The organism is Psychrobacillus lasiicapitis (assembly GCF_006861795.1).
GTDB lineage: Bacteria > Bacillota > Bacilli > Bacillales_A > Planococcaceae > Psychrobacillus > Psychrobacillus lasiicapitis.
This window is the reverse complement of the sequence record NZ_VDGH01000009.1, coordinates 1-20,438: the sequence shown is the minus strand read 5'-3', so window position 1 is coordinate 20,438 and position 20,438 is coordinate 1. Positions and strand designations below refer to the sequence as shown.

At 37.2% G+C, this 20,438-nt stretch carries 21 protein-coding genes and 1 rRNA gene; 8 read left to right on the top strand and 14 right to left on the bottom strand.

What is annotated here, in order from left to right; translation table 11 throughout:
• Positions 1–12: 12 nt before the first annotated feature.
• The 5 genes from FG382_RS15125 to FG382_RS15105 all read right to left on the bottom strand — a co-directional run bounded on the left by FG382_RS15125 (position 13) and on the right by FG382_RS15105 (position 4,910).
• Entirely contained in the window at positions 13–462 is a 450-nt protein-coding gene (locus FG382_RS15125) for a tripartite tricarboxylate transporter TctB family protein (RefSeq protein ID WP_142539730.1), read from the bottom strand.
• A gap of 53 nt (positions 463–515) precedes the next feature.
• Positions 516–1,550: a Bug family tripartite tricarboxylate transporter substrate binding protein gene (locus tag FG382_RS15120; protein ID WP_142539729.1), complete on the bottom strand. Its 1,035-nt coding sequence runs from the start codon at positions 1,548–1,550 to the stop codon at positions 516–518.
• Positions 1,551–1,684: 134 nt separating this feature from the next.
• Positions 1,685–2,374, bottom strand: a complete 690-nt coding sequence (locus FG382_RS15115) for a response regulator (protein WP_142539728.1) — start codon at positions 2,372–2,374, stop codon at positions 1,685–1,687.
• Positions 2,337–3,968, bottom strand: a complete 1,632-nt coding sequence (locus tag FG382_RS15110) for an ATP-binding protein (RefSeq protein WP_142539930.1) — start codon at positions 3,966–3,968, stop codon at positions 2,337–2,339. Before FG382_RS15110 ends, FG382_RS15115 begins: the two co-directional genes overlap by 38 nt.
• Before the next feature lie 12 nt (positions 3,969–3,980).
• On the bottom strand, positions 3,981–4,910 hold the full coding sequence (locus FG382_RS15105; RefSeq protein ID WP_142539727.1) for an AEC family transporter: 930 nt from the start codon (positions 4,908–4,910) through the stop codon (positions 3,981–3,983).
• 260 nt (positions 4,911–5,170) lie between these two features.
• Here FG382_RS15105 and FG382_RS15100 point away from each other — a divergent pair, with 260 nt between their 5' ends.
• The 5 genes from FG382_RS15100 (at position 5,171) to FG382_RS15080 (ending at position 9,912) form a co-directional block, all read left to right on the top strand.
• Positions 5,171–5,890, top strand: coding sequence for an ABC transporter ATP-binding protein (locus FG382_RS15100; protein WP_142539726.1), 720 nt, complete (start codon positions 5,171–5,173; stop codon positions 5,888–5,890).
• 12 nt (positions 5,891–5,902) lie between these two features.
• Positions 5,903–6,649: an ABC transporter permease gene (locus tag FG382_RS15095; protein ID WP_142539725.1), complete on the top strand. Its 747-nt coding sequence runs from the start codon at positions 5,903–5,905 to the stop codon at positions 6,647–6,649.
• Between the two features lie 49 nt (positions 6,650–6,698).
• The gene (locus FG382_RS15090) at positions 6,699–7,157 is read left to right on the top strand and encodes a LytTR family DNA-binding domain-containing protein (protein WP_142539724.1); all 459 of its coding nucleotides are present in this window, start codon (positions 6,699–6,701) and stop codon (positions 7,155–7,157) included.
• Positions 7,154–7,564 carry a DUF3021 domain-containing protein gene (locus FG382_RS15085; protein WP_142539723.1) on the top strand — a complete coding sequence of 137 codons (411 nt, stop codon included), beginning with the start codon at positions 7,154–7,156 and terminating at the stop codon, positions 7,562–7,564. The genes FG382_RS15090 and FG382_RS15085 overlap by 4 nt, the downstream gene beginning before the upstream one ends.
• Positions 7,565–7,749: 185 nt before the next feature.
• Entirely contained in the window at positions 7,750–9,912 is a 2,163-nt protein-coding gene (locus FG382_RS15080; protein ID WP_211356407.1) for a M28 family peptidase, read from the top strand.
• A gap of 178 nt (positions 9,913–10,090) precedes the next feature.
• Here FG382_RS15080 and FG382_RS15075 read toward each other — a convergent pair whose 3' ends face one another.
• Together FG382_RS15075 and FG382_RS15070 are read right to left on the bottom strand one after the other, a co-directional pair.
• Positions 10,091–11,050 carry a D-2-hydroxyacid dehydrogenase family protein gene (locus tag FG382_RS15075; RefSeq protein WP_142539928.1) on the bottom strand — a complete coding sequence of 320 codons (960 nt, stop codon included), beginning with the start codon at positions 11,048–11,050 and terminating at the stop codon, positions 10,091–10,093.
• 18 nt (positions 11,051–11,068) lie between these two features.
• On the bottom strand, positions 11,069–11,803 hold the full coding sequence (locus tag FG382_RS15070; protein WP_142539722.1) for a sulfite exporter TauE/SafE family protein: 735 nt from the start codon (positions 11,801–11,803) through the stop codon (positions 11,069–11,071).
• Positions 11,804–11,966: 163 nt separating this feature from the next.
• Here FG382_RS15070 and FG382_RS15065 point away from each other — a divergent pair, with 163 nt between their 5' ends.
• Complete coding sequence (locus FG382_RS15065) at positions 11,967–12,962, top strand: PQQ-dependent sugar dehydrogenase (protein WP_142539721.1); 996 nt, start codon at positions 11,967–11,969, stop codon at positions 12,960–12,962.
• Positions 12,963–12,979: 17 nt separating this feature from the next.
• On the opposite strand, the gene FG382_RS22690 is transcribed toward FG382_RS15065, so the two are convergent.
• A complete protein-coding gene (locus FG382_RS22690) occupies positions 12,980–13,960 on the bottom strand; it encodes a GNAT family N-acetyltransferase (RefSeq protein ID WP_229677424.1) in 981 nt (326 codons plus the stop codon).
• A gap of 250 nt (positions 13,961–14,210) precedes the next feature.
• Here FG382_RS22690 and FG382_RS15055 point away from each other — a divergent pair, with 250 nt between their 5' ends.
• Complete coding sequence (locus FG382_RS15055; RefSeq protein WP_170206543.1) at positions 14,211–15,353, top strand: FAD-dependent monooxygenase; 1,143 nt, start codon at positions 14,211–14,213, stop codon at positions 15,351–15,353.
• A 180-nt stretch (positions 15,354–15,533) separates the two neighbouring features.
• Here FG382_RS15055 and FG382_RS15050 read toward each other — a convergent pair whose 3' ends face one another.
• The 5 genes from FG382_RS15050 to FG382_RS15030 all read right to left on the bottom strand — a co-directional run bounded on the left by FG382_RS15050 (position 15,534) and on the right by FG382_RS15030 (position 19,363).
• Entirely contained in the window at positions 15,534–16,226 is a 693-nt protein-coding gene (locus FG382_RS15050; RefSeq protein WP_142539719.1) for a hypothetical protein, read from the bottom strand.
• Positions 16,223–16,954, bottom strand: a complete 732-nt coding sequence (locus FG382_RS15045; protein WP_142539718.1) for a hypothetical protein — start codon at positions 16,952–16,954, stop codon at positions 16,223–16,225. Before FG382_RS15045 ends, FG382_RS15050 begins: the two co-directional genes overlap by 4 nt.
• Complete coding sequence (locus FG382_RS15040) at positions 16,941–17,819, bottom strand: ATP-binding cassette domain-containing protein (protein ID WP_142539717.1); 879 nt, start codon at positions 17,817–17,819, stop codon at positions 16,941–16,943. Before FG382_RS15040 ends, FG382_RS15045 begins: the two co-directional genes overlap by 14 nt.
• Positions 17,816–18,190 carry a GntR family transcriptional regulator gene (locus FG382_RS15035; RefSeq protein WP_142539716.1) on the bottom strand — a complete coding sequence of 125 codons (375 nt, stop codon included), beginning with the start codon at positions 18,188–18,190 and terminating at the stop codon, positions 17,816–17,818. The genes FG382_RS15040 and FG382_RS15035 overlap by 4 nt, the downstream gene beginning before the upstream one ends.
• A 297-nt stretch (positions 18,191–18,487) precedes the next feature.
• Entirely contained in the window at positions 18,488–19,363 is an 876-nt protein-coding gene (locus FG382_RS15030) for a helix-turn-helix transcriptional regulator (protein WP_229677425.1), read from the bottom strand.
• Positions 19,364–19,510: 147 nt separating this feature from the next.
• Between FG382_RS15030 and FG382_RS15025 the strand changes: the two genes are divergently transcribed.
• Positions 19,511–19,870: a VOC family protein gene (locus FG382_RS15025; RefSeq protein ID WP_142539714.1), complete on the top strand. Its 360-nt coding sequence runs from the start codon at positions 19,511–19,513 to the stop codon at positions 19,868–19,870.
• A gap of 446 nt (positions 19,871–20,316) precedes the next feature.
• On the opposite strand, the gene rrf is transcribed toward FG382_RS15025, so the two are convergent.
• Positions 20,317–20,432 (bottom strand): 5S ribosomal RNA (gene rrf / locus FG382_RS15020).
• Between the last annotated feature and the right edge of the window lie 6 nt (positions 20,433–20,438).

Genomic DNA, 20,438 nt, shown 5'->3' with positions numbered 1-20,438 from the left:
ACTCCTTCCTCTCTACAACAACGGAAATCCTGGCAATGAACCGCCGAGAAGCTCCGAAAACATATAATAGACACCAAATGAAAAAGCAGCTGAAATAAGAATGGAATAAACCATTTTTCCGCGCTCCACCGTTTGAAAAGCAATTAGTAAAAATAGAAAAGTAGATACGACATATCCAATCTTCTCTAAGAAAAAGGCATAAAGCACTGCACTTACAAAAATGATCAGGAACTTTTTATATTGCAGTCGCTCTTTCTTCGATTCTTCCGATTTGTATTTAAATGTTTCATATAAAAGACGAGCACTTAAAGCAATTAATATAATACCAAGCCACATCGGAAATATTTTTGGACCGACGGATGAGCCGTATGCACTGTCAGAAATTTTTTGACTCTCTACAAGAAACAAAATCCCGACTAACAAAAAGGCAAAACCGGCAAACCGATCGAATTTTTTATTCATATTTTTAATCGCTCCTAACTTAAAAAGGCGACTTTGCAGCCGCCTATATACTATTATTTTTGCATACCAAGTGCTGTTAAAAGTTCTAAAATCACTTTATCTTGTTCTTCTAAATAAGTAGTAAAGTCTGCTGAGTTACGGTATTCGCTTGCCCAGCCATTCTTTTCTAACTCTGCTTTCCACTCGTCTGTTTCAACCATTTCTGCTAGTTTGTCAGACCAATAGTTTTTTGCACCTTCAGACATTTCTTTCGGTCCAAAAATACCTCTCCAGATAGTAAACTCTGCATTGATACCTGATTCTTTATAAGTAGGTACATCTGCTAGTTCTCCTTCTAAACGTTCAGAAGAGCTAACTGCCAATACGCGTACATCTCCAGATTTTGCATATGTTGCGATCGTAGATGCATCTGTTGCGATAACGTCTGCATTACCGCCTAATAATGCAGCAACCGCTTCTCCACCACCATCATATGACACATACTTCACTGCTTTCGGATCAATTCCCGCTTCAAATGCAGGCAAGATTCCTACAAGATGATCCATTGAACCAGGTGCAGAACCACCTGCAAGTGTTACTGCTGTTGGATCAGCTTTAATCGCATCTAGCACATCTTGCAATGTTTCGAAAGATGAATCACTTTTCACAACAATCGCTCCGTAGTCACGAGTTAGTTGCGCAAGTGGTGTTGTATCTTTGTAACCGTAAGGGCTGTTCCCTTCCGCTTTATCATTGTTAATAAGAATTGGTGGAGACTTTACCATCAGTACATAGTCATTTTTCGCTTCTTTCGTTGCAAACTCTGCCATGTAAACTGCTCCGCCGCCCCCTGGTTTATTTTCAACGACGATTGGTTTTTCGATTAACTTTGTATCATTCATCGTTTTAGCGATTGATCGAGCAGTTAAATCCCATCCGCCTCCAGCACCTGATGGAGCTACAATCGTAATATTATTTTTCGGATAATCCGATGCACTAGCTCCTTCAACTTTACTTTCGCTTCCTTTTTCACTTGACGAACAAGCCGCTAACCCTACTGCTAAAACAGCTGTAAAAGCGATTGACGTGACCTTCTTCCAAGTTTTCATAAAATCCCCCTCATCCCCAAAGTAATGACAGCGTTTTCATTCGCTTGTTATTAATTTATCAGAACATTTTACTAATACAATGTTTCTGATGATAAGTTGGATAATGAAAATTGAAATCATTTTGTTCATATTGTTCACGACGAATGAATGAAGTATCTTCGTTCTGGTCTACCAACTGTCCCGTAAATAAGCTCAGCATAGACAAGCTTTTCAGATGCAAGATACTCTAAGTAACGTCTTGCAGTCGAACGACTTACTCCAACCTCTAACCCAAGTGCTTCTGCTGTAATGCCGTCATTTACTTTCTTAATATGATTGACCACTTTTTCTTTTGTAATGGGATCAATTCCTTTTGGCGGAGTATCTTCCGAATGAGGAATGGAAGAAGTGTTATTCCAAAGTGACTTGATCAATTCCTCCTGTACCCTCCCGCTGCCTGTAAGAATGTCTCTTTTCGTTTTATAGGATAGTAAACTTTCTTTAAACTTCTCGAATGTTAATGGCTTTAAAATATAATCCGCCACACCGCCTCGGAACGCTTTTTTTACTATTTCCGATTCTGCTGCTGCAGTGATAAAAATGATATCCGTGTCTGGACTATGTTCTTGAATAATTGTCAATAAATCCGTTCCAAGTGTATCTGGCAGATAAACGTCCAGTAAGATTAAATCTGGCATATATGAAATAATCCAATCCTTTGCTTCTTCTCCTGTATACGCTGAGCCGATAACTTTAAATCCTTCCAACTTTTCGATAAATCGTCGATGAATATCCGAAATTCGTTTATCATCCTCCACGATTAAAATCTCTATTTGCTTTGTCATGTAAATAACCCCCTTTTGGTATTGAAACGATAAACAATGCTCCGCCCAAATCTCCCTTTTCAAGCGCGATAGAACCACCTAAATCATTCACGTTTTCCTTTACCTTTACCAAACCAAATCCCCGATTCGTATCACTTTTCGTAGATACTTTCTCTTTCCAAACTATATCTAGCACTTCCGCAGGTACTCCTGCCCCGGAGTCTTCCACTTCTATTATGATTTCCTCTCCGTTGTCCACAATCAATATGCGGACATTGCGTAGCTCTTCTGGTAATTTCTCCACTGCTTCAAAGGCATTCGTCACTAAGTTACCAATGATAGAAACAAAGAGATGCTTCTGCAGATGCTTCGGTAACTTTTCTAAATAACTATCTTCATCCAATATAAACCGCACTTTTAATTCCTTTGCGCGATTAAGAAACCCAATGACAATCCCACCAAGAAACGGGTCCTGTAAACGCTTCGTCATAAATTGAATAAGGGATTGATGCTCTGCTGTTTCCACATGGATTAAGTTAATAGCTTCATCATAAGAGTTCAGTTGAATAAGACCAGAAATGGTATATAAAAAATTATTGTATTCATGGGTTTGAGCACGTAAAGCCTCTGTATATTGCTTCACTTGTGATAGTTCTTCTGCTAAACGGTCAATATCCGATTGGGAGCGAAAACTTGATACAGCTCCGATAATTTTCTCGCCGACACGAATGGGTATACGATTAACGATTGCCTTTTTTCCTCTTAACTCCATCGATCGATCTAAATGCTCTTCACCAGATTCTAATACTTGCGGAAGATAAGTATTTGGTATAACCTCCCAAATATTTCGCCCGACTAATTTGGTATGAGACGGTAATGATAATATTTCAAGTGCAGCTGAATTGGCCATTGTAATCATGCCTTTTGCATCCACCATTACAATCCCTTCACGAACGGATTCTATCAATGCATTACGCTCTGTGAACAGATTTGCAATTTCTACTGGCTCCAGATCAAACAACTCTTTCTTAATATTCCTTGCTAATATACTAGAACCTAGAATGCCTAGTAATATTGCAATTACAACGATATAGGCAATATTATCTACATAGCGAATGAATAACGTTGTCATATCCTCTTTTAAAAATCCAACAGATATAATTCCAATAATATGCCCATCCTTATCGAATACAGGAGCTTTTCCTCTAAGCGCGGTACCAAGCGTACCAGTAGCTTCTGAAATATAGGATTTTCCATATAGGAGGGCTTGTTCATTGTCATCCCCGACCATTTTTTTCCCGATTCTTTCTACTACTGGATGCGCATAGCGGATACCTTCTTTATCTCCAATAACGACATATTCTGCCCCTGTACTTGCCTGAACGGCCATCGCGATTGGCTGTAAGACTTCTGTTGGATTATCTGACGTAAAACCTGCTACAATATCTGGTCGTTCGGCTGTAGTTACGGCGATACTAAGCGCTCTTTCTCCGACTTGACCTTCAATCGCATGCGAAATGATAAAATAAAAAGAAATACCCGTCATAATTGCTACAACCGATACAAAAACGGCTCCAAATCCAAAAATCCTTGCTTGTAATGATCTCTTTTCCATCCTATCCACTCACTACCCCCACAAAATATTCGATAGATAAATAACGATTGTTACCGTAATACAACTAGCGACTGTCGAAAACAATACAATTTGTGCGGCTAAATTAGCTTCTATATCATACTCCAATGCTAGTGTAGAACTATTTCTAGACGTTGGAAAAGCACTAGCTATAAACAATGACTGTGCTACAACACCGTCGAGTCCCATTAATAAGATTAATCCAAATGCTATAACAGGACCGATTATTAAGCGTCCTAATGTGCTTGTTAAAATAACTTTATTCAATATTGTTTTAATATCTAACTGGGCTAATTGCGCGCCTAAAGTAATAAGAGCAATCGAAATAAAGGCATGCGCTAAGTAATCAAGTGGAATGCGCAAAAATATCGGAATACGAATATCGAATATATTCATAAGTGCACCAAGTATGAGCGCATGCACAATTGGCAGACGAAGTAAGCTGCGTAAAATATCCAGGCCAGATTTTGTAGAAGAGATTAAATTATAAAGACCATATGTATACGTAATAATATTTTGATAAATAACAATAATAATTTGAATAGACGTTCCAAGAGGATTCGTAGCAAAGAGCATTTGACTGACAGGAATCCCATAGTTTCCATTGTTAATGAGCACAATACTATTTTTATAAATAGCAGCTTGGCTTCTATTAAGCTTTAGTATTTTACTAACCATCGACCCAAGCAACATTAAACATCCGCTAAAAATTAATAAGTAGATAATGATTTGTCCTAATACCCCGGCATTTACCTTTGTTTCATATATATTGATAAAAACAGCTGCCGGCATTAAGCAATAAGTGATTAAGTTTGACAGCGCTTTTAAATTAAATTGAAACTTTATCTGAAGTGATGCTCCTATTCCAAGCATAATTAGAATCGGGGCAACTACTTGAAAAAATACCATACTCAAATAAACCATACATATAACCTCTTCCCCAATAAAATACATTTTACTAAAGTATTATCCCACTGTTTGCAATTTTCTGCTACCTCATTAATTAGATTGGTTGCTCATACCACCAACCTGGTTGCCCTACGCCATATATTTCCCCTTTGTAAGTGACCCTCTCTTTTATGCAAGTCACTCTCCTATTTCCCCCAGTCACCGAAAAACTGGTTACACAGTAAAGAATTCACCATACACTGGCATTACATAGAAATATAGCGGAGGGATAGCAAGTGAAGATAATTGAAGTAAACAATCTAACAAAATCATACGGAACGAACCATGTGTTACAAGGTGTAAACTTTCATGCTCAGTCTGGAGAAATCATCGGAGTTATTGGAAAAAATGGAGCTGGGAAATCGACGTTTTTGGAAATATTAATGACGATTAAACAATACGATGCCGGAACAGTTATTGTGTTGGACGAAAATATTGCATCACTACCCATGAATCGACTTGAACAAATACGGAAGCAGATTTCTGTTGTTTTGCAACCAACTCAGTTTTATAAAACATTGAAAGTAGAAGAATTACTAAAACTGTTCAAAGCGTATTACAACTCGAATCTGGATATTAAAAAAATTATCAAGGAATTTAAATTGGAGCCTCACCGAAAGAAGTATTTTGATAAGCTATCAGGTGGTTGGAAACAAATAGTAAGCTTAGCAATCGTTTTTTTATCTGAACCAAAACTGCTCATATTAGATGAACCGACAACTGGACTAGATCCGCATATGCGGAATATGCTTTGGACCTATATTACAGATTACAACGAACGGACAGGCGGAACGGTCATATTAACCACTCATAATATGGATGAGATTGAGCTATATTGCGACAAAGTAATGCTTATCAATAATGGCATGAATGAAGTATTCGATACAACGGAAAGTATTTTGGCAACTGGCTACAAATCCATCCATGAATTTTATCTGAAGAAAGTATCTATTTAAGGGGGAAAAATAATGATAGCGACACAGTTAAAATATGATTTATTAATGTTTTCAAGAGAATTATTTTATTTAGTCTTTACGGTCTTCGTACCACCTGCAACATATATTTTCATGGGACAGCTATATGGAGAGCAATCGTATGCTGGTAACTTAAGCTACGCACAAACATATACACCATCCTTTATTTTACTCATTACATTTACCGTTGTATTTTTTGCTTTCGGCTTCGATCAAGTCGCACAACGCACAACAGGCGTGGAGAAACGAATCTCTCTTTCCCCTGTTTCTAAAAACACATTATTACTTTCGAGTATTATCCGCGCCATTATTATTACGAGTTTAGGATATGGCTTTATTTTGATTATCGGCCTGTTCATGTTTGACTTGGAGTTTGGGCTTCTTAGCTTTTTAACTTCCTATGGATTTTTCATCTTGCTAAATGCTGTATTATTGATTATTGCATCTGCCGTCTACTCCTTTTTTCAACATATGAATAGTGCACTAGTATTCTCTATTGTTGTTTTTCAAGCTGTAATTTTCACGGGTGGATTTGCAATGCCAATTAGCATGATGCCAAAATTCATTCAAGTAATTGCAGAGGTTAATCCAATGTATCATATGAATAATTTATTTATAGCTGTGTGGAATGGGCAATTAACTTTTAACAATAATGTTTTTCTTTCAATTGGCTACATTGTTGCACTCGTGGCAGTTGCACTCGTCATTCATCGTATTCAGAATAAACGTAAAATAGGATAGCCCACTCACTTCTAAACGTTTACACTTAAGTGGAGAGGGGTGTAAAAAGTTGAAAGTATCATTAAATATAGATAGCGATTTTAAAGAAACAAAAGTGATGATTGAAACACCGCAGTTAGATGATTCCGTGCAAGACATCCTTGATTTTATAAAGGCGCGCGAAACGGAATTCCTCGTAGGAAAAGATGGAGAAATGCAGCATATTTTAAAACCGAGCGACATTCACTACTTTCATACCGAAAAAGAAGCTGTTGTTGCGGTAACCTCTTCCGGTTCTTACAAACTAAAAGAAAAATTATATGAATTGGAAGGAATACTTCCATCCAATAAATTTATCCGGCTCTCCAAATCGGTCATTGCGAATCTACATGAGTTAAGCCGATTTGAAGCATCGTTTAATGGCACATTATGTGTGTATTTTAAATCGGGAATGAAGGAATACGTTTCTCGGACATATGTGAACGCGATAAAAGAAGCTTTAAAAATGAATAGGAGGAAAAGCGAGTGAAAATCTTTTTATTTCGAAGTATGATTGGTATTTTCTTCGGTGCATTTCTCGCAGTTGTATTTACAAATTTGTATGTAATTTCGCATGATCATATTATGCTAGATGGAACTTTGTTTCTAAAGAATTCGCTTGGCTCTATTTTTTGCGGTTGGTTTTTCACGGTCAGCTCCCTCTATTTTGAAAATCCTAATTTACGGCTTTATCAGCAAACCGCTTTACATTTTGTCACGGTTATCCTTTTGTATTTCATTTTGGCTTTTGGTATTGGATGGGTTCCATTTAATATGGCCAGTTTTTCCTTCGCTATTGCTTCATTCCTCGGCTTCTACGTAGTTTTTTGGACATCCTTCTATCTTTATTTTAAAAGACAAATGAAGAAATTGAATGAAGAACTAGAGATGCTTTAATAGCAAAATGTGAGCCCTTCTGATGTCCGGTAAGAGCTCTTCTTTTTTTCAGTCTTCTTCTGTTTACTCCATCATTTTTAGGGAAGTAGATGGTTGATTATTATTTTTCCATATTAGTATTGCTAATATTGTATAAATATCGTTTAATTATCTAGTTATTAAAAAAACGAAAAGGAATGTGATAAATGAAAAAGCTTATTAGCTATGTAACTTTGACGATTTTAGTCGGAATGTTATTAGTAGCGTGTACACCAAAAAATGAAACATCCAAAGAAAAAGAAGAGACAGTTCAAGAGGGTAAAATGACCACTCGAGAAGATGTAAATAGCAATTATCTTTCTGCTGTAGATTTAGATTACGCTTATAATTTCACAAAAAGTTTGGAAGAATTTAAAACCAATGAAAAACTAGGTTATCGTACTGCTGGTTCTGAGGCAGAATTGAAAACTGGGGAAAAAATTGGCGAGGAAATGAAGAAGATTGGACTTACTGAAGTAACAAAAGATGAATTTACTTTAGACACTTGGACCTTTGAAAAAGCCGATTTAACTTTTACTGATGCAGATGGCAAAGAATACCTTGCTGTATTAGGTGGATATCAAACGAATTTCGATACGGATGGCGAAAAAGAATTCGATATTATCTATGCTGGTAAAGGAACAGAGGCGGATTTAGAAAGTTTAGATGTTGAAGGGAAGCTCGTTTTAATAGATATTAACCAACGTGAAGAGTGGTGGATCAACTATCCTGCTTATCAAGCACATTTGAAAGGTGCTGCTGCAGTAATCGCTGTACAAGAAGCTGGATATGCAGAAGTGGACCCAGACGCTTTGAACGCACAGGATATTATAGGACCCGCAGATGCACCTGCGTTCTCTATGTCACAAACAGATGCTAATAGTTTAAAAGAAGCACTGAAAGCACAAGAAAATGGCACGATGACGGTTAAGTTTGACGCAAAATCTACTGTAGAGTTTGACGGAAAAACATATAACTATTACGGAAAAATCATCGGTAAAGACCCAGATTCTTATATCATTTTATCTGCTCATTATGATTCTTATTTTACAGGCTTCCAAGATGACCATGCAGCTATAGGATTAATGATGGGGGTTGCCAAAGGATTAATCGATAGTGGCTACCAACCAGAAAAAACGATTATCTTCAACGCGCTAGCAGCAGAAGAGTGGGGAGTTTCCGATACTCGCTATGACTGGTCCACTGGTGCATACAATCAGATTTTCAATGTACATCCAGAATGGGTTGGAAAAGCTTTCGCCAATATGAACTTTGAACTTCCTGCTTATGAACATACGACACAGGATGAGATTCGTTCTGTTTATGAGTTAAATAACTATTTAACGAAGTTTGCTGAGAAAGTACCAACTGTAGAAGGCGTTTATAAAGATGGAATTTCTGTTGTATCCCCACTTCGTACGTGGTCGGATGACTTCTCATTTGCAATTGCTGGAGTTCCTGCACTTCGTAATGACTTTCAAGATAGTGATTTCATGCGTTCTCATTATCACTCGCAATTTGATAATGAAGACACGTACAATGAAGATGCATTAAAATTCCACTTGAATTTATATGGTCTACTTGCCATGCACTATGATGAAACTGCAGTTGTTCCACTTGATTTTACAACTCGTTTGAAAGCATTGAAGGAAGATGTTAATGGCGAAGTCTTTGAAAAAGCGGAAGTATCTTCAGATGAGCTTATAACCGAAATCGATCGCGTAATTGCAACAGCAGAAGAAGTAAATGCACGTGTTGCAAAAGTGAATGAAGACTATTTAGCTGCTCTAACAAAAGGCGATTCTGATGTGGCTAAGAAACTGTATGAAGAAAGTCGTGCTCTAAACAGTGGATTACTTGCTGCATTTAAATATGCTGAGAATCAATTTGTCCGCTTAACATGGGAAGATGAACCGATTTTCCCTCACAAACATGCACAAAATAATATTGATAATTTAGCATTATCCATTGATACATTAAACGAAGGCGAAATTTCTACTGCTTTAGATGAATATCTATGGGCAATCGATAACAACTGGTACGCATATGATTTTGATAAGGAAGTATTCGATTACTTCACAGACTACGTACTAGAAGCCCCAAAAGAAAAACTAATGTGGGGTAACGGTAGAATTGTAGGTCACGAAGATTTATTTGACACAATCAATTCTTTACAAGAAAAAAGCGAACAAGCTAATGCTGATGTAACGGCAGAGCTTGAGACGTTGAGTGGTGCTCTAGAAAGACAAAAAGAGCTACTGAAAACTACTGTTGCCGATGAAACTGCAAGTGTGAAAGAGCTTGGTTCGATGTTAACTGAGTTGAAATAATAGACGTAGAGCTCCTATTTGATTAGGAGCTCTATTTTTATGGCTTAATGACCTTTTTTTGTATTTAAAACCTTGATTACTATGGAAATGTATTTTGGGAAATATTGGAATTAGCTATAAGGATTTGTATCGAACATAAATTAAGCTCCCAACATTTAGTTAGAAGCTCTTGTCATGATTAGTTTAATTGTCGCAGCACGGACCTATTCAGAAATGCTTGAATATCCTCCACTGCTTCGCGGTAATAAGTACTGTAATTTCGTTCACTAACATAGCCTAGATGTGGTGTAGCTAGTACGTTTGGTAGTATACGGAATGGATGATTCTGTGGAAGTGGTTCCATTTCAAAAACGTCTATTCCTGCCCCTGCTATCCAGTTCTCACTTAGTGCTTTTATTAACGCCTCTTGATCGACAATAGCTGCACGTGATGTATTGATAAGATAAGCGGAAGTTTTCATAAGCTGCAATTCTTTTGCACTTACAAGCCCTTTTGTTCGATCACTTAGTACAAGATGAATAGAAACAAAATCGCTTGTTTCTAGCAGTTCTTCTTTAGATGCCGCTAATAATACCCCGTGTTTTTCAGTTTGTTCTTTCGTTAAGTTTTGGCTCCATGCAATAACTTCCATGCCAAATGCCTGCGCTATTAATGCCATGCGACTCCCTATTTTTCCGAGTCCTAGTAGTCCAATACGTTTACCATATAGATCTGCTCCAACAGTGCTTTGCCATTGCCCATTATTTCGTAATGATTTATTTTCTGTTGTGATTTGTCGTGCAAGATTCAATAACAGAGCCCAAGTCAGCTCGGTTGGTGGTTCCGACCTACTTGCCGTACCGCAAACCGTTACTCCGTGTTTTGTTGCTGCGACGAGGTCTATCGCTGCATTTCTCATACCAGATGTGATAAGTAATTTTAGTTTTGGAAGTTTCTCAAACAGAGAGGCTGTAAAAGGCGTTCTTTCCCGCATAATGACGACAATTTCAAAATCGCTAATAGCTTTTACTAAATGTTCTTCACCTTCAAAATGATTGCTGAATGATTGCACGTCTACCTTATCTGAAACACTGGACCAGTCAACCAACTCTAATGCTATATCTTGGTAATCATCTAGTATTGCACAACGAAGCTTCATCACATATTCTCCTCCTCATTATTTTAAGTAGTCAACCATTATTTGCACGATCAATAGTACTGTTACTATTCTCAGTAGCGGTTTAATATGCTCGGATTTTAATTTGCGTGCTAAACGTACGCCTAACTGTGCCCCCACGATTGCCCCGATCATTAATGCAATGGTCAGTGGCCAAATGATTTTACCGGTTGATATATACGTAATGGATGCTCCAAAGCAACTGGCAAAAACGCCTATTCTTGATAAGCCTACCGCTCGGATATACGCTATTTTTTGACTAGCATACATATACATTGCAAGGGTGCTGCTCCCCGGTCCAAACATCCCGTCATACATACCAATTCCAAGTAATGCTGGACCTATTTTTTTATTGATATGCAGTGATTCTGTCCCATCAAAGTTTCCGCTACTCATAAAAGATGTAACGAATGCAAAGCTGAGTAATAAAATTGCAATAATCGTTAGCACTTGCCCACTTAAAAAAGAGGCAATTAGCCCGCCTAAGACACCCCCACCTAAGCAAAATGTGATCACTGCCAAGGCTTCTTTTCCAGAAACCTCTTTTTGTTTAAAAATAACAAGGAAACTAGTTAAAGAACTAACTGTATTAGATACTTTGTTTGCTCCTATTGCTGAATGCACAGGTAAACCCATGAGTAACATTGTAGGTAAGCTGATAAGTCCTCCGCCTCCCACTAGTGTACCAACAACATTACCAGCAATTCCAACAATAAAAAAGAGGAATAATTCCATAAAAAAGCCTTCTTTCTTTTCGTACTATATGTAATTTCAGCATACCCCTCTTTAAGTAATAAGTAAATTCGATAGTAATTATGGTTTCCTATTTGAAATACTTATGATAACTGGAAGGTGAATTTACTAAAAAGCGAGAAGTACTTACATAGGAGGGATATGTATGAAAAGACTTTTATTTTTATCGTTAATATTATTTGGTTGCTCGGACAGAATTGGGTCAACGGAAGAGGTGATTACAGAAAAGGTGGCAACAAATTTAAATACTCCCTGGTCAATTAATCGACATGAAGATACCTTCTATATATCAGAGCGGGTAGGAACAATCGCAAAAATCAACAATGGAGAAGTAGAGCATGTAAACGTGGAGCTCTCAGATGATTTATCTCGTGCATCAGAAGCTGGACTACTAGGTTTCGTCTTGAAGGATAATTTCAAGGATTCACAAGAAGCATATGCTTATTACACGTACGATCAAAACGGAGAAGCGTTCAATAGAGTTGTAACGATTAAAAAGGAAAACGATGGCTGGTATGAAACGACTATCCATCTAGACGCGATACCTACAGGTAATATCCACCATGGTGGCCGACTGGAAATAGGTCCCGATGGTCTGCTTTATGTAACGATTGGTGATGCAGGAAATCCTGACTATGCACAAGATGCTAATTCTCTTAATGGAAAAATTTTGCGAATGAACGAAGATGGTTCCTTCGACATTTTCTCCAGTGGACATCGAAATCCACAAGGACTTGCTTGGGACGAAGATGGAATCCTTTATGAAGCAGAACATGGTCAATCTGCCAATGATGAGATTAATCGAATTGAACATGGAAACAACTATGGATACCCAATCATACAAGGAACAGAACAAAAAGAAGGGTTAGAAACACCTATCATAACTTCCGGAGATAATGAAACCTGGGCTCCTTCTGGTATTACATTTCATAAAGGAAAACTGTATGTTGCTACTCTACGCGGTGAAGCAATAAAAGTAATGAATGTATCTACAGGAAAAGTGGAACGTACCATTACCGGATTTGGAAGAGTACGGGATGTCTATTCAGACGGGCAGTCACTATATTTTATTACGAATAATACAGATGGTCGCGGGAAACCTAGCAACGAAGACGACGTATTGTACAGATTGAATGAATAACCCCCTCTTACAGGGGGCTATATCAATCGTTTGTAACGCAATGAGCTAACGTTGTCTACAACATTGCTATCATAAGCCTGTTTTTCCAGTTGAAAAATGAATCCTCGTGCTTCATAAAAAGGTATAGCGAGATTATTTCCTTTTGCAACAGACACCCATTGTTCTTTTGCTTTGTATTGTATACGCTGAATATCGGTAAAATAATGAAGTAACTTTGTACCGATACCTTGTCCCCGTTTTTTAGGATCTAAATAAAGTACATAAATCTCTCCTATACTTCCCTCGTCTACTCCCCCGCCTATTGCACCGACAATTTGATCGTTTAATAAAGCAACGTAATATCCATTCCACTCAAGACTTGTAGCTATGATTTCCTCTTGGATTCGTGCTGTTGTATAGTATTTTTCAATAATTCTTTCTATGTATTCTGTAGTGTACAGCTCTTTATATGTATTCCACTGAGCAGCCACACACACATTCACAATACCTTGTTCATCTCCAGGAAGTGCTTGTCGGATTATTAATTTATCTAGCTTTAAGCACATTGCAATCTGTATACCCGATCTTCCCATGAATCTTTTTCCTTCATCTATAAATCCTGCTTTTATATAGAGAGACTGTGCTGCTTTATTCGCTTCATTAACACCTAGTACGATTTGTTTTATTTGAGGAAAATGTTCATTTATATAGGGTGAAAGGAGACCCAACGATGACTTAGCAATGCCTCGACCTTGATATTCAGGATGAATCGAGTATCCTCTAAGTAAAATGCTATCTTGCTGATCGGTGTAATGGAATTTATCATCCCCCGTATCTAGTACAAAAAATCCTGCAACTTGTTCCTCTTCCAGTATAATTATAGGCGTATATGTGGAGATGTTAATGCAACGTTCTAATAGCTCAAGTGGATGCCCAGTAAATCCTAATTGTTCTTCAGTTAATGGATAATCTTCTAATGCAGTTCGAAATTTTTCATCATATGCTACAAGTTTTATCACCATAATTCCCCCAATTATTGGTTTTATATTAGCATAACACAAGTAGTCTTTATAATCTGATAAAGTGAAACTTCAATCAGTGGGGTTTTTCCAACGCATAGGACGTGCTAGTGCGGACGTTGCGACATAGACGTCGCGCATCTAGTCCGCTTTCCCCCATTTATCTTTTCGCTTTTCTTAAATCTTGTAGTGGGAGTCTTACTGCCCGTTAATGCGGGATAAAGTAATCATACAGAAGGAGCTGAGGGTTATGGAAATTGCAATTATCGGTGGTGGAATTGGAGGACTTTGCGCTGCCGTAACTTTACAAAAACAAGGGTTTTCCGTCAATGTATACGAAGCAGCATCCACATTTCAACCCGTTGGTGCAGGTATAGGAATTGGATCGAATGCCATGCAGGCACTTATGAATATTGGTGTCGGTGAAAAAGTTTTTACAAATGGAAACGTTTTGCACAATCAAGTTTTTCTGAATGATAAAGGCCGGATACTAAATTCCATTGACTTCTCTTTACTTAAAGAACGATTTGGACAAGAGAATATTACTATTCATCGAGCCGACTTGCATCGTACATTTCTAGAAGCACTCGAACCAAATACGGTTCATTACAATAAAAAATGCGTAAATGTGGTCCAAAATGGAGACCAGGTGACCACTTATTTTGAAGATGAAACAGAAGTTACTGTAGACTTACTTATTGCCGCGGATGGCATTCACTCGCCTATTCGTAAAAAACTTGTTCCGAATTCCGAACCGCGCTATTCCGGCTATACATGCTGGCGTGGGATCACAGAAAACAGAGGAAAAGTAGACGAGTTTACATCTACTGAAATTTGGTCCACGACCGGTCGATTCGGTATGGCTCCGATGAAGGATGAACGAGTCTATTGGTTCGCATGTATCAATGCCCGAGAAAAGGATTTGTTTTATCAACATATCGAAAGTAATGAAATCGCTAACCTATTTAAAGATTTTCCAAAAGTAGTACCAGAACTAATCAGAGAAACACAACCTGAACATGTTCTTCACCATGACATATACGATATCAAACCTTTGCGCCAATTTATCTTTGATCGTATTGTATTACTCGGGGACGCTGCTCATGCCACCACTCCAAATATGGGACAAGGCGCAGGACAAGCAATAGAGGATGCGATTGTACTCGGAAACGCATTTGGAGAGTTTACTGACGTAAAGAAAGCACTTGCCTTCTACGAAGAAAAGCGGGTAGCACGTACTGCAAAAGTGATTAATCTATCTCGGCAAATCGGTGTAGCAGCTCAGTTTCGTTCCCGCTCACTTGCCAGTACTCGTGATTTTTTATTCCCATTTATTCCCTCTAAATTGTTGTTATGGCGTTTGAAATTTTTATTTGATGTGAAACTAAAATAAAGTGAAACTTCAATCAGTGGGGGTTATCTTCATCCCCCACTGTTTGTTAGTTGAACCAATCGGGCTTTTACGGGCAGTTGATCTCCCACTTATCTTTTCGCTTTTCTTTAATCTTGAAATGGGAGTCTTACTGCCCGTTAATGCGGGATAAAAGTGCCTCGTTCCAGGAGGCACTTTTGTTTAGTAAAATTGTAATCCATCTTTATCAATCACATTTATATGTTTTGGGACTTTTAAGTAAATGTATGTGTGACCGATAACACGTCTCTGTTCCCATGAATCTAAGTTATTAACAGTTGAAAAGAAAGTTAGTTCATTTGTAAAACGATAGTATGTTCTTTCTTTCTGAGGAATGGCTGTCAATATTATTTGATTGTCTTTTACTTCAAGAGTGGGTAATGGAATTTCCTTTTCCATATTTATACCACCCATGTATGAATATGTTTTATACATTTTGGCTTCCACCAATTGTTCTTTTGAGTTCGTCCATTCGATGTTCATTCGTACATTAGAGCCGTTTAAAATTACTTCCAATGTATCTCCTTCTATTTGTTGTTTCCATTCTTCTATCAAAAATTTTGGATCAAATTTACTTTCCTCATTTTTTTCAAAAGCTTGCTGAAATACATTATTTTCATCTATAAAGGTTGCATATTCTTTTTGAGTATAAACTTTTTCCCCATCTGCTTGAATGGCTTCATACACAACAACTGCCAATAAAAGAACACCTACATAAATACAAAGTATCCACTTATTCGATCGCTGTGCCCAATTGATACGATTCGATGTGCTCTTTGTCAGCCGAAGTAACCGCCATATAATAAAAAGTAAACCGAGTATAGGCAAAATGGATAAAATACCAAAGTTACTCATCGTCTGACCTCCAATCGATTAGAGCAAAGCATCGCTAGTACAAAGAAAATAATGGCTAAACAAACAAATTTGACATTCAAAACGAATAAAGACATATTATCAGCAAATATAAATCGAAGAATCATTTGACCCGTCTTCGTAGCAGGTAATGCAATAATCAAAACGATTAACAAAAACATATACGCCCTATGAATATAAACGAGTGTTCCCCATAAATATCCTCCTGCAGAAATCATTAGGATCAGACTTACCATTAACCCCATACTGGTAATCGAACTAAGCGGATCATCTATAATGCTACCACTTCTCACATAACCTACATCGTTAAAAAAAGGTACCACGATACGTAAAATATAATGAGATAAAAAAGTTGTTATACCTGCAAATACACTCATTATAATAAGCACGATAATATTGGATAAATTATTGCTAATACCATTTGTGACAAACGAAAAATTGGTATTTCGATATCCTTTTGTTGTAATAACATTTCCCAAAAATAAGGCCCAAATCGAAACAAATATAATAACAGTATCTGCTGTAATCCAAACAAATTGAAAGTCTGTATTGTTAAAATTCGTACTCATAGAACTTGTTCCATTTATCGACAGCATAAGTCCAAGTATCTGCACTACAATAAGCGAAACAAGCGTACCCAAATACGCATTCATCTTAAACTTCACTTGCGTCCAAACCACTTCTCCTAATGTGCTATTACATAAAAACATCATCGATTCCCCCTTTCCGATCACTCGTCACATACATGCAAACCTCACTAGCAGCCACTGGATGAATCGTCACTCCCTCTAGTGCCGGTACGTCTTCCTTTCTAATCACTACATACTTCCGCTGACTGTCTAATTGCTTTGCATGAAGAATTTCCTTCCCATCAGTCAACTTTTCTACTAAATCAGTCGTTCCTTGAAGCTTAACTGCATACTCTTTAACTTCCTCTAGTGATTGATGAAGAACAACCTTTCCTTTATGAATTAATAAAATATCCTCCAATAAATGTTCCATCTCAGCTAGATGATGGCTAGAAATCAATATCGAGCGGGGATGCGCTATATAATCTTTCAGTAGCGCACGATAAAAATCTGTTCGAACCGCTTCATCCATCCCATTGGTGGGTTCATCAAACATCGTTAACTCACAACGTGTTGCCAACCCAAATATCATATTAAACGTTGCCCTATTACCTTTAGACAATCTAGAATGCAATTGTTTTGGATTCAATCTAAAATACTTAAATAAATTATTCGCAAGCTCCGTATCCCATCTTTTATAAAATTCCGGTGCTACTTCTAATATATCTGCCAACGTTAAGGAATCCGGAAAGCTCATTTGATCATCTACTAAAATACTGTTGGCTGATACACGCAAATTGTTAAATGGGTTGTTCGAAAACACTTGAACATCCCCAGCACTTTTTCTAATAAAACCAGCTAAGATTTTTAACAATGTCGTTTTTCCAGCACCATTACGCCCGATTAACCCGGTAATTTTTTTCTCTTCTAACTGAAATGTAATATCTTCAAGTGCATTCAATCGCTTATAACGCTTTTTTAGATTTTGGCAATCTATAACCGTCACTTTTGTTCCCCCTCACATTTCTTTATTAGCTGAATTAGTTCCTCTTCTGTCACAGAAAGCCGTCTTGCTTCTAAAACAAGCTCTCTTGCCATTCGTGTTAATGTTTCGCTCCGTCGCTTTTCAAGAACCATGTTTTTCGCTTCTGGGGCTACGAACATGCCTAATCCTCTTTTCTTATATAAAATTTGTTCTTCTACAAGTATCGTCAATCCCTTTGCTGCTGTAGCGGGGTTTATGTTAAAGAGCTCTGCTAATTGATATTGCGAGTATACTTTTTCATCGCTAAGAAATCGGTCGGCAATTATTTCATTTTCTATCCATTCCGCTATTTGAATATAGATGGGTTTCGTGCTATCTGTATTTAAATCCAATTAGCTGTCCTCCTTTTAATCTTAATCAGTGCATTAGTGTTGTAATGTAGTATATATTAAATTAATAAAAAAGTCTATTCTGTTTAATACAAAGAGCCACATTCATATGAATGCGGCAATTTTTAATAATATATAGTTAACCCTAAATGGCCTGGATCTTTACACATTTATAATGTTTAAAATATCTTTTATCCAAAGGTAAATCCTATTTCCTAAGAAAAATTTCAAAGCTATGATCAGCACAAAAATCATTACAGTAAGAGCTACTCCAACAATGCTTATTGTCCTGCTACTCATCTACATTTCAAACTCCAGCTCAAAATTCAAGTTAACTGGCTTATTTGGCATATTTTCTGGCATCATCATGTTGGTTGAAGGTGTTTTTTCATCTACTTCGAAGAAAGTAAATTCATCCATCCATACCTTTCCAGCCCCTTGAAGCATTACACCGAAATAGATTGCACCTGCATTTACTGGAACATCTAATACGACCCAATAATGATTCCAACCAGTCGTACCTATAATAGGACGATCTTGCATATTATCAAATTGTAAAGTGTCCCCGTCTTTTCCATCTACCCTCATCCATAATCCTGCAGAATTCTCCACATCCTTCGTTTGGATAAAACAGGACAACTTCACGCGCTTACCAAGCCATTCTTTTGCGTTGAACTGCTGCATAACGGTACCGAAATCTTCTTTTGAAATTTGTCCTTTAGAACGTAATTGCCCAGATGCATTACCCTTCAGAACATTTTCAAAATCTCTACTTATTTCATAACGTTCACTATTCGTACCACTTAAAAACCAACCTTCCATCTTCTCTACCTCCTGCTGATTTTCTTCTTCCAACAAGGTCCTCATGAGCCTTCGATACTTTCCTGGCGGTAATCCATATACCTTGCGAAAAGCTCTTGTAAAAGACTCCTGTGATTCAAACTGATAACTAAATGCAATGTCCAATATTCGAGTATCACTGTAAATAAGTTTGGTTGCTGCACTCGTTATCCTTCTTTGTCGTACATATTCATGAAGTGACATGCCAACATGCTCTTGAAACAAACGGTGAAAATGATAAAATGAATATCCTGTAAATTGAACAATTTCTTCATTTTTTATGGACTTGTCTATCTTTGTTTCTAACCAGTTCACTGTCTCTTGAATAATATTCACTGGCTCATGCACCTCCTCTATACTTATCTTAATTGTTCTATGTATTTTTATTTTGATATTTTTTGCGAAACTTTCAATTTATATAAGTAGTATAAAGGATTTTTCTAGCTTATAGAGAATTTGTATAAGGAAGTGGAGGTATTATAGATGAAGATTGGACAAATTGCAGTTAATGTAGAAAACGTGGAACGAGCTGTCGAGTTTTATCGAGATGTATTAGGATTACCTTTATTATTCAAAAAGAATGGATTAGCGTTTTTCCAGTGTGAAGATACAAGATTATTATTAAGTAAGCCGGAATCAGAAGAATTTGACCACCCAAGTTCTGTATTGTATTTTAAAGTAGATAATTTACAAACAGAAGTAGCTCGAATGAAAGATGCAGGAGCAATATTCATAGACGAGCCACATATGGTCGCTAAAATGGAGAATACCGAAACTTGGATGGCATTTTTCAAAGACACTGAAGGTAACACCCACGCTTTAATGTGTGAAATAACTAGTTAAGGATCTCCTTTAATAGGGGATTTTTTTATAAGTAGACTTTTTATTGAGCCGATCGATTATTCTTTAGATTATCCCATTTTATCTGGAAGTCAGAGGGTATTCCTATTATCGGAATAACTTGGACAATCTAATGCGAATCCTAGACGATTTTTCGCCAAACTTGGACAATATTATCTGAAGTCTGGACAATCACTTCTTAGAGTTTGACAATTCAATATGAAACCTAGACAATCTTATCCTAAGATCCACTACTGAATGAAGAAATTAAGCATATTATTAAAACGTAATTAGATATCACAATTCAATTTTGCTTGTTTTTATTGAAGAAAACTGTCGTTATTTCCTGGGAAATGTCGTTTTTATGTAAGCTTGTATATGGCTGTTTTTTTTAAAAGAACATAAAAAAAAAGTCGTTACCGATTAACTCGGTAACGACTTTTTTATTTGCCCAGCGACGTCCTACTCTCACAGGGGGAAACCCCCAACTACCATCGGCGCAAAAGAGCTTAACTTCCGTGTTCGGTATGGGAACGGGTGTGACCTCTTTGCCATCATCACTAGACGATGA